7 protein-coding genes are annotated in these 10477 nt (G+C 64.4%); 2 read left to right on the top strand and 5 right to left on the bottom strand.

Going from position 1 to position 10477, the window contains the following annotated elements:
* A partial coding sequence (locus tag JOZ76_RS27510; RefSeq protein WP_291704014.1) for an IclR family transcriptional regulator occupies positions 1-587 on the top strand: 587 nt, incomplete at its 5' end.
* Positions 588-614: 27 nt separating this feature from the next.
* Here JOZ76_RS27510 and JOZ76_RS27505 read toward each other — a convergent pair.
* The gene (locus JOZ76_RS27505) at positions 615-2252 is read right to left on the bottom strand and encodes a tannase/feruloyl esterase family alpha/beta hydrolase (protein WP_291704012.1); all 1638 of its coding nucleotides are present in this window, start codon (positions 2250-2252) and stop codon (positions 615-617) included.
* A 149-nt stretch (positions 2253-2401) separates the two neighbouring features.
* Between JOZ76_RS27505 and JOZ76_RS27500 the strand changes: the two genes are divergently transcribed.
* A complete protein-coding gene (locus JOZ76_RS27500) occupies positions 2402-3856 on the top strand; it encodes a peptidase M15 (RefSeq protein WP_366938634.1) in 1455 nt (484 codons plus the stop codon).
* Between the two features lie 66 nt (positions 3857-3922).
* Here the strand turns inward: JOZ76_RS27500 and JOZ76_RS27495 are convergent, their stop codons facing one another.
* The 4 genes from JOZ76_RS27495 to JOZ76_RS27480 form a co-directional block, all read right to left on the bottom strand.
* Complete coding sequence (locus JOZ76_RS27495; RefSeq protein WP_291704010.1) at positions 3923-5872, bottom strand: molybdopterin biosynthesis protein; 1950 nt, start codon at positions 5870-5872, stop codon at positions 3923-3925.
* Between the two features lie 13 nt (positions 5873-5885).
* Positions 5886-7004: a molybdopterin-binding protein gene (locus JOZ76_RS27490; protein ID WP_291704009.1), complete on the bottom strand. Its 1119-nt coding sequence runs from the start codon at positions 7002-7004 to the stop codon at positions 5886-5888.
* A gap of 410 nt (positions 7005-7414) precedes the next feature.
* The gene (locus JOZ76_RS27485) at positions 7415-8659 is read right to left on the bottom strand and encodes an NAD(P)/FAD-dependent oxidoreductase (protein ID WP_291704007.1); all 1245 of its coding nucleotides are present in this window, start codon (positions 8657-8659) and stop codon (positions 7415-7417) included.
* A gap of 6 nt (positions 8660-8665) precedes the next feature.
* Positions 8666-10051 carry an aminotransferase-like domain-containing protein gene (locus JOZ76_RS27480; protein WP_291704005.1) on the bottom strand — a complete coding sequence of 462 codons (1386 nt, stop codon included), beginning with the start codon at positions 10049-10051 and terminating at the stop codon, positions 8666-8668.
* Between the last annotated feature and the right edge of the window lie 426 nt (positions 10052-10477).

Raw genomic sequence — 10477 nt, 5'->3', positions numbered from 1 at the left:
ATTACGTGCTGCGCTCGCTCGAAGGCGATCGCTACTCGCTGAGCTACAAGCTGTTCGCGCTAGGCGCGCGCCATCCGCCGCTCAAACGCCTGCTCACGCCGGCGGTGCCGCTGATGAACCGTTTTTCGGAAAAGGCCCGGCAATCCTGCCATCTCGGCGTCTACGACCGCGGCGACTTGACCATCGTCGCGCAGGTCGACAGTCCGGACAATTGGGGCCTGACCATCCGCTTAGGCGCGCATATCGATCTTTTGAAGACGGGCTCGGGACGCGTGATGCTGGCGTTCCAGGACGAGGCGACGCGCGCGGTGATGCTGCGCGAACATGCCGAGCATAATGGCGAAACGGCGACCCCACGAAACTTCGCCGCCATTTTGAGCGAAATCCGCACGCGCGGCTATTGGCAGGGCGACAGCCTGCAGGCGCGCGGCGTGGTGGATGTTTCCGCGCCCGTTCTCGGCCCCGAAGGCGCGCTGGCGGTCCTGACCTGCCCGTTCGTGCAGCGGCAGGACACCGAGCCCGCCCCCGGCCTGAACGATGTCATGCAGGCTCTGCGCGGCGTGGCGCACGACCTCAGCGTATCATAAGATCTCGGTTCGGTCGCGGGCCGGCCGTCATTCCCGCGCGCAGGTAAACGACGCTGCGTCCTCGGCGTCACCGCCGCGATATTTCGCAAATGACGGCCATGGACACAGTGGCCGGCTGCGCGCAGAACTCCAGTCGGCAGGCACGTCCTTGTTGGCCGGATTGACGCCGGCAATGATGCGATCCGGCGCCTTGCCCTTCTCGACCCAGTCCGTCAACGCGCCGAGCGCATCGAACTTGTCAAGGCCGGGTCCGCCGCCGCAATGGGTGACGCCGGGCAGTGCGAACAGCCGCGCAAAGCTTGCGGCTTCACCGCCGGTGTCGGCGTCGAGCGCATCGTACCAGTGGATGGTGTCGTTGAGCGAGAACACCGGATCGGCCTGGCCATGGAATACGATCATCTTGTGGCCGGACTTGCGCAGTCCATCCAGCGTCGGATGCGCGACATCGGGCGGCGTCATGAAATCCATCGCCGATTCCGTGAAGGTCGGATCCTTGGCAAAGACTTTTGGCGCGTCCTTGTCGAAGTCGAACGCGGCGAGGAACGCGATCAACTGCTCGGTGCCGCCCTCGGTTCGCGTCGGCGGCGTGGTGAAGATGTAGGACAGCGAGGCCGCGCCCATGGTCGCGATCAACGATTGATTGTTGAACGGCGGGATCTGGCTCTCGACCTTCCACAGCCGCCAGTTGCCAAGCCCGATGCCGCCATCGAGCGGCCAGTCGGAATAGAGCGCCTCGCCCTTGCTGTTGACGGGACCTGCGAACATCGCCTTCAGCGCGTCGACCTTGATCTGCGGCAGGCAGCTATCCGCCTCACCGGCCTTGCAAACGAGGCTCGCGAAATCGAACGTTTTCTGACAAGCCCTGACATTGCTCACCAGGCCATCCTTGATGCCGTCGAGCGCATCGCAGGCTTCGATCACCCGCTTCGACATCAGCTTGCCATCGTCCACCGTGATCGACTTGCGGACGTCGGGGTCGATCTTGAGAAGGTGCTGCACGTCCCAGGCATGCTGCACGGCCGCCTTGGGCAGATCGAAGCCCGGATTGCCGGCGAGGAAGCCGTCATAGGCCTCGCCCATGCGCGAGGCCGCGACCATGGTGTGGCGGCCGCCATTGGAGCAGCCGTACATATAAGAATAGTCCGGCTTGCGGCCGTAATATTGCGCGATGATCGCTTTCGCGATCGGCGACAGCGTGATGTCGGCGCTGTAACCATAGTCGCGCCGCGCTTGCGGGTCGAGGCCGAAGGCGACGCCGCCGGCGAGACCGAGCGCCGCATTGGCGGGGTCCTTGCCCTGATGGCCGGAGTCCGAACTGAGCACGGCAAAACCGCGCGCCAGCGGCGGCACCCCTCCGGTCGACGGCGCATCGATTCTGTCGCCATAGGCCGGCACCACGACACCGTCATTGCCGCCATTGACCTGGTGCAGGAAGCGTCCGTTCCAGTCGTCCGGCAACCGCATCTCGAACTGGATCGCGTAGGTTTTGCCGTCGACGCCGGTCCGCTCATTGGCCTTGCCGGTGACAAGGCAATGGCGCGGCAGGCCCTTGTCGGGCTCGGACACCACAGCGCCGGTGATGGCCACGTTGGGAAGATTGAGGCTCGCGCTCGCCAGCGTCGCGCAGTCGGTAGCGAAACCCGGCGCCGTCAGCAGCGGCAGCATCGCGCATGATCCGACAATGCTGCATGTCCGCAATGAGAAGATCCCTTGCATTGCTCCCTCCCGCCGCATCGGTTTGGCGCGGCCCAACAATTATATTTTGTAATTATTATATCATTTTCATATTTGAGCGCCAGAGGCAAGGCGATGGCGTGTGGCCGATCGCCCGACCCATCAGGCCGACGGTTTCTTCCTTTTCACGGAAAGCGGACGCCTGCCCGCTACGATCTCTACCGCCAGCAGTGGCACCCTTTGGACTAGCGCGCGCGACCTTGCCAAGACTCCGGCGCGCCAAGGCCACGGCCGCATTTTATCGACGGACTCATGCGCAAACCACGATCATGGGTTTCCCTGCCGGCCTTCCGATAACATGCCTTGACCTGCTTGCGGCGCCACGTTGCACTGAGGTAACACTCGCCGAAAAAAGATGCGACCTGCCGCTTCCGCGCTTGCACGTTCGGATGGTGATCCGAAGATCGGCGAATTGGCGTGATCGGCTACTGCAATCTGGTTTGTTGGAGGCTTTGGAGGTTGCGATCATGAACCCGCGGCGATGCGCGATAGCGGCGGCTGCCTTGACGGTCATTCTCGCGGGCTGGGTTGTCGCCTGGCTTGCCGGCTTTGGTTCGGCCGTGATCGAGAACAGCGGTGCAGCGCCACTGCTGGACTGCGCATCATCCCTTGCTGCCGATGCCGAGCATGCGGACGTGCCGCAGGCAACCGCGATGGGTAACGCTGCCAGCGATCAAGCTGAGGAGGCGCGGACCGGGGCCGACTTGACCGGTTCGTTGCAAACGCTGCCTCCCGAAACGCCGCCCGTGCAGGCGGCGAGAGCGAGCACGCCTGACATGAGGCGTAATGACATCCGAGAGGACGTGAGTTCTGTCGAAATCGTCGACGACTGCCTGATCATGGACACCTGCATCGACCGATATTTGTGGACACTCTACCAGCGCGCGCCCAAGGAGGACACCATCAAGGTGGAGGAGCAGAGGAAAGTGACGGTCAAGCGCAAGGGCAAGACAAGGACTGTCACCAGAAGCTTCACCAGACTGGTCGATGAGGATTTCGCGTGGAAGGATCCCAAAGCCGCACAGAAGGCCGCCATGCCGATGACGGATTACGTGATCGGAGGCATGGATCGAGGTTTTAGACTGAGGCTGTTTCAGGCGCTTCATGCCGCGGAGGAGAATGGGCTGGCGCCCGGCATCACCAGCGCATTCCGCGATGACTACCGTCAATCGCTTGCCAGCGGCCTCCGGGCGGCGACCGACAGGTCGTATCATGGCGGGAGCTTCCGCGGTGGCTATGGCCACGGGCTTGCGGCTGACGTCGTGAGCGTCAAAGGCGGGACACGCGACCAGCGATGGACGTCTTCCGAGATCCTCTGGAAATGGATCGATGAACATGGGAAGGAGTTCGGAATCGGTCGACCGTATCTCGACAGAGATCCGGCGCATGTGGCCCCGATCGACGGCAAGGAATATGCCGATCACCACGGCACGAAAGTTCGCCACGCCGAATCCCATGCGAAGAACCACAAGCGGCTGGCCGTGCGGGACGATCGGAACGCGGCGAAACGCCCAAGAGCCGCCAGATCGTCGTAGATGAGAACCATCTGACCGGTTCGATCGCACCGCACCGGCCGATACATCCGCTGCGGGGATTCAAGATCACGCTGGCCCGAATCCGGCCTTCTCCAATGCGGCTCGCGCCTCCTGCGAGGCGAGCCCCGCGAGAAATGCCTGCACCGCGAGCCGGTCTTTTCGCGCGACAACCAGCGCAAAGTCATAATGCTCTTCGGCAAGCGGGATGAAACCGAGATGGTAGGCATCCGCGACCGGCGCGATGGTCATGCCCCAATCGGCGCGGTGCTGGGCCACCGCGGCGGCGACCGCGTTGTGCGAGCGCGGCTGATTCCAGTAACCGTCGGGGCGTGCTTCACCGAGCAGCCGGTCGATCAGAATGCGCGTGCCGGCGCCCTGGTTACGGTTGACCATGATGCAGGCGGGATCGGCGACCGCCGTGCGCACGGCCTCCTGCGCGCTCAGGCCATCAAAACGCCTGTCATCTCTTCGAAAGACGATGCCCTGCATCCGCCGCCAGCCCGGTACCAGTTCGAGCCCCGCGCCAAGAAAGGGCGTGTTGTAGCTTTCGGTCTTCTCATCGAACAGGTGGATCGGCGCCAGATCGCATTCACTGCGCTTGGCCGCCGCGAGCCCTCCGAGACTGCCGACCGCAATCGACCGCACCGTCATGCCTGCATGCGCCAGCGACGTCGTGACCAGATCCAGTCCGGTACAATGGCTGCCGATGATGACCAGATCGGGGACCCGAACATGCGGCGTGAACAGCGTCACCTCGGTCGCGGTGCCGGCTGGCATCTGATCGGCCAGTGCATCGATCCGAAGGAAGCCGTCCGCCTGCGCGAAGGACGTGATCGCGCCGGACCCTTTTCCGGAAGGATATGCGATCAGTCCGGCCTCGCCTTCGACCAGCGACACCATCACGAATTCGGTGCGTCCAAGCTCGGATGCGATCCGTACCGGCACCTTGGCCGTCACCTTCGCGTCCGAGCGCGGCGGCAGGCCTGCCATGCGCCGAAGCACGGGCACGATCATGTCGTGAAAGGTGAACATCGCCGATGTCGGAAAGCCGGGCAGGATCACGACCGGCTTGTGATTGCACACCGCAAGACAGAGCGGCTTGCCCGGTTTCAGCGCCACGCCATGCGCGATGAGGCCGGGTTTGCCGAGCCTGGAGATGATGTGGTGGGACACGTCGCCCGCGCCCTTCGACGTCCCGCCTGACAGCACCAGCATGTCGCTCGTCTCGAGCGCCTTGCGCATCGCGGCCTCGAGTTGCTCTTCATCATCGGGAACGGCGCCGACAAAGATCGCATCACCGCCGTTCTCCCTGATTGCAGCGGCGACGATCGCACCGTTGGTGTCGTAGATTTCTGCGGGCCGCAGCGGCTCCCCGGGCTGCACCAGTTCGTCACCGGTCGAGATCACGGCGACGCGCGGCCTGCGCACGACGGGCATTTCGGCGATCCCGCAGGCGGCGAGCATGCCGATCTCACGCGAGCCGATGATCGTGCCGGCGTGCAGCAGCGCCTCGCCGCGCGCGATGTCCGAACCGGCATAGGACACGAATTGCCCCGGCGATGCAGCTCGCCGCACCTCGATCGCGCGCGTTCCTGAAGGCTGGGTGTGTTCCACCATCACCACGGCATCGGCACCGCGCGGCACGGGTCCGCCGGTTGCAATGGATGTCGCCGTTCCGGACAACACCGGACGCACGGGCGCAACTCCGCAGGCGATGACCTCGTCATTGAGCATCAGGCGGACGAGCGTGGTTTCGGTCGCGGAGGCGAGGTCGACCGACCGGACGGCAAAGCCATCGACGTTGGCGCGATCGAACGGCGGGACGTCGATTGGCGCTAAGACATCCCGGGCCAGCGCGCAGCCGAGCGCATCGGCAAGCCGCCGCGGCTCTGTCGTGAGCTGCCGCGGAAACAAGGCCGCTTCGAAACGTGCCGTTGCCTCGTCGCGCGACAGGATGGTCAGGAATTGATCCTGATCGCGGCTGTCGCGCGCATTTGGCAGGGATGCTTTGGCCATGTCCGAACCCTTATCAATCCTTCAACAGATAGGCACCGACCGGTGTTCCCGCCGCAAATCCTTCGCTGCTGTCGGGGACCACCAGCCATGCCTCGGCGCCGACGAGGGTCGCGAACGGAAGGTCGCCGACAGCAAGCGGCACCCAGCGGTCGTCCTCGCGGCCAAGCAGCGCGATGTCGGCGATGCCGATGCTGGAGGCAAGCTTGCGCGCAAGGGGCAGGATCGTGGTCCCGCGGGGCTGCCGTCCCGACAAGCGATCGAGGACAGGAAGCGCCAACGTCCACCAGGCTGCGAGCGCCTGGTCCGCCGAACCCGACAGCGCAATGACGGGTGTCTTTCCGATCCGGCCGATGGCGGAGGTACGGCCGGGCTGCAATGCGATGCCGTGCGCAAGCACCTCGCCGCGCTCTGCCAAGGCCAGGACGGCGGCGTCGGCGCGGCCGACACCGGAGCCGCCGCTGATGACAAGCAGATCGCAAGCCGTGGCGTCGAGCGCTTTGGCAATCGATGCCGCGTCGCGCGAGGCGGCCTCGGCATAAACCACCTCTGTACCGACCGAGCGCGCGCTTTCCGCGATGAGCTGCGCCGTTGTCAGATCCCCGTTGCTCGCGGGCACATTGACGATGCGCAGCCGCGGCCGGCGCACCCTGATTTTCTCCAACCCGGCCGATCGCGCGGCCAGGAGATCCAGCGATCGAAAGCGCGAGCCGCTCGCCGCAACAAAGCCGTCAGGGATGTGGCCGCCGGCTCGGCGCACGCCCTGCCCGGGAGTAGCCTCTGTCAACACCTGGATGATCGAGCCGGCTTCTTCGACGGAATCGGCGTCGATCACACAATCGCAGCCGCTCGGCACTCGATCGCCCGCTTCCACCCAAACGGGTGACGTCATTAGCGGCACCGGCGTATAAGACGATGCGCCAACCAGGTCGCTGGCGCGGAGCGGCCACCCGTCGACCGCAGCAACATCATGCGGCGGAAACGCCCTGAGGGGCGAAGGTTCGGCGGTAACGCATCCCAGTGCCTCGCGCAGTGGAAGCTCGATGACGGCCGACGGCTCCAGCCCCTGAAGCAGCACGGCGAGCGCCGCGTCGAGCGGCGTGAGCGAGGCCGGCAGGCGTTGTCCTGAGGTCATCGGCTGGTGCCCTGGTTCTGACGAAGCGCGCGATCGGGTTGCTTGCGATGATGTGCAAGGTTTCGTCGAAGACCGTACGAAAGCCCCTCGACGCTGACCAGCGCGATTTCCCTCTACCTGCCGATCATGACATCGCAGGACTGGATGAGGCGAGTTCGCTGCTTGCGGGTCACGAACCCCAGTTCGGCGGCACTGCGCAGCGAACAGCAGCAGCATGAGTCCGCGGCGACTGCGCGACAACGGCCCGGTGGCTCGGACGCCGCGCTTTAAAGCAAGATCGTGACAAGAACAAGCAGGGCCCTGACAGACACGCCGGCCGGACCGCATAGGGATGGCACGTTCAATCGCCTAGGATGTCATGACCGTCCTGCTCTTCGTCACCGTCGTCCGGAATGAGGCGCCTCGGCGTCTCACCTGAATCGATCCACCCGGAATGGGGATAGATCCCAAGCGCCATTTCCTCCCTCGAGGAGACCTGCGACGGTGACGCTCGTCACGGCCGCCAAGGTCATGCCGAGATGTCCGTGGCCGAAGGCGTGAATGAGACCAGGATGGCGTCGGCTTGGTCCGATGACCGGCAATGAATCCGGCAGCGACGGGCGAAAACCCAGCCAGTGCGACTGTGGCGCGCCGAGATCGGGGAACAATTTGCGCACCCCGCGTTCGAGCAGCGCGGTGCGGTGAGGATTGAGCGGCGCATGCAGGCCGCCGAGTTCGACGGTGCCGGCGACCCGCAACCGGCCAGCCATCGGCGTGACGTAGAAGCCGAGGTCAATGGGGCTGACGGGCCTCGTGATCGGGCAGACATCCATCGCGAATTCGAGGTGATAGCCGCGCTCTGTATCAAGCGGGACCTCGTCTCCCACTTGCCGCGCAAGGGTGCGCGACCAGGCGCCAGCGGCGAGAACGACCTTATTGGCCGCTATCGCGACGTCGGCGCAAGCCAGCCGGAATCGGTCGGAGCCCTGTGGCTCGATCCGCTCCACTCGGGCGCGTTGAAACGACACGCCATGGGATCGCGCCGCCATCGCGAGCCGCCGGGTCAGCGCGGGCGGATCGACGATATGGGCGGCATCAGGGAAGAACAGGCCTCCCGCCATGTGGGGAAGCGCGGGCTCCAATTTCGCCACCTCATCCGATGTGAGCCATTCCTGCTTGACGCCTAGGTCGTCGCGCAGGCGCGACGCCCAATCCTTTGCCGGCGCCTTTTCACGATAGATGTAGAGACAACCCTCATTGTGGATGAGGTCCGAGACACCGGCCTGCGCGGCCAGGTGGTGCCAGGCCTGCGCAGCGTCCTTGAGCAGGCTGTGAATTGCATGGCCGTTGCGACGCGCCCGCATCGGTGTCGACTGCCAAAGGAAGCGCGACAGCCAGGGAAGCAGACTGGGAAGCGCGGCCGGACGCATCGCGAACGGACTCTCCGAACCAAGGAGAAGATAAGGCAAATTGCGCAGCACGTCGGGATTGCCGATCGGCGCGCAGCCGTAAGGCGCGATGGCGCCGGCGTTACCATAGGAGGCGCCCGAGCCTACATCGTTGGGATCGACGACGAGAACGTCCCGTCCGGCTGCCGCCAACCGATACGCCACAGCAAGCGCGATGATGCCGGCGCCGACGATTGCGATCTCCGTCTTGATTGAAGCGGCGGCCACGACGCTTCAGACCGCGCCGGAAATTTCTAGATGGCCATCGTTCAAAAGCCCGGCAATGATCGCAAGCGCCTGCCGCAGATCGTTGAGCGAGGGCGCTGCGCCGAGATTGATCCGCACGGCATGGACCAGGGTTTCGCGTCCGACGGCAAAGGCGTCGGCGGGCAGCACGCCGACGCCGCGCTGACGGCAAGCCCGCGCGAACGCGCCGCTGCGCCATGGTTCGGGCAGATGCAGCCAAGCATGCGGCGAGATCTCATGGCTCTGAACATCGTAGGTCGCAAGCGCTTCCCGCAAGACGGCCTGCCTTCGACGCAACTCCTCGCGCTGAACGTCGATAATTCGTGCGACGCCCCCCTCCTCCAGCAGATTTGTCGCAATCAGCGCTGTGAGCGGACTGATGCTCCAGCAATCAATCCGCAGCGCCGCCGCGATATTGCCGAGAACGGCGCGTGGCGCGATCACCAATCCAAAGCGCAGACCCGGCGCAACGCATTTCGAAAGACCGCTGACATAGACGGTCAACTCCGGCTCGACAGTGGCGAAAGAGGGCGCCGCCTGTTCGAGCAGCGGCCGGTAGACGTCATCTTCGATGATCAGCACATTGTGCCGGCGCGCCACGGCCGCGAGTGCATGACGGCGCTCCTCGCTCAGGACGACCGTTGTGGGGTTATGCAGGCTGGGCACGAGAAAAACGGCACGCGGTCGAAAGCTCGCACAAGCCGTTTCAAACGCATCCGGCCGCATGCCTTCCCGATCAAGCGGCAGACCGCGCAGGTCAAGGCCGAGCGATCGGCATAGCGCGCTGATGCCCTGATAGGTGATCGAATCCGACAGCACGACATCGCCGCGCTGCGTCAGCGCACGCAAGACGCAGGCAAGGCCGTGCTGAGCGCCATCGGTCAGCAGAACGCGGCCGGCGTCGCCGTCGCCGGCCACGCCGTTCAGCCATTCGGCGACCGCGCCGCGCGCCCATAGCGGGCCCTCCGGCGGATGATAATCCTGCAAGGAGCCATACCGGCGATCCTTTGCGAGGCGCGGCAGCATCGCCGTCAACGCCTCCAGATAGGCTGACGTCGCCGGCCGGTTGACCGAGAGATCGATCAGGCCCGCCTCATCGCTGGGCGCAGATTTGAAACCACCCTCCTCCGCATCTCGCGACGCGATCAGTGTGCCGCGGCCGGGACGCGCCTCGACCAGTCCGCGCTGCTGCAAGGCCGAGAACGCGCGCGTCACCGTCGTGACATTGATGCCAAGCGAGCGGGCGATCTCACGGTAGGGCGGCAGCTTGTCGCCGCTCGCCAGTTCACCGCTGGCGATGCGGGCGCCGATGGCGTCCGCCAAGCGCTGATAGAGCGGTCGATCGCCAGCCGGCAGTTCCAGATTCTCAAGCATTCTCTTTCCGGTGTTCCCGGAGCCTTGTTCGCCACGGTTCCTTATCATAGGGCAAAACGTCACACAAACAATCTTGTATGCATGCAATATGTGCAACATAAACCCACTTGGGTGGCATTGTATGACATATAATCGGTATTGACTGGGCTATCTAGCGATCATATCGTCACTCAAATCCGAATTGTATGGTGGTACAATTTGGAAGCAACCGGCGGTTACGGGCGCATTTTCGGGTCGTAGCAATGACGCTGATCACGCCTGATTCGATTGATTTCGGCAGCCCGGCGCGCGGGCCGGCAGCGCCCCCCGAGGCGTCTTGCGTGCAGCAGCCAAAGCATGGGGAGCGGTCATGACGATGGCGGCACAGGTTGCGGAGGCGCCCGCGGTTGAGCAGCAATCAGACGCCAAATTCGTCGAATTCATCGA

The sequence above is a fragment of the Bradyrhizobium sp. genome (genome assembly GCF_019244115.1).
Lineage (GTDB): Bacteria > Pseudomonadota > Alphaproteobacteria > Rhizobiales > Xanthobacteraceae > Bradyrhizobium.
The sequence above is the reverse complement of the archived record's forward strand: the minus strand, read 5'-3'. Positions and strand labels throughout refer to the sequence as shown.

What these genes read in the sequence shown, in the direction of transcription:
- JOZ76_RS27505 (WP_291704012.1), bottom strand. Translation starts at nt 2,252, where the DNA reads ATGCTGCCGCTGCTGACGGCGCCGGGTTTCGCTACCGACTGCGCGACG.
- JOZ76_RS27480 (WP_291704005.1), bottom strand. Translation starts at nt 10,051, where the DNA reads ATGCTTGAGAATCTGGAACTGCCGGCTGGCGATCGACCGCTCTATCAG.
- JOZ76_RS27490 (WP_291704009.1), bottom strand. Translation starts at nt 7,004, where the DNA reads ATGACCTCAGGACAACGCCTGCCGGCCTCGCTCACGCCGCTCGACGCG.
- JOZ76_RS27495 (WP_291704010.1), bottom strand. Translation starts at nt 5,872, where the DNA reads ATGGCCAAAGCATCCCTGCCAAATGCGCGCGACAGCCGCGATCAGGAT.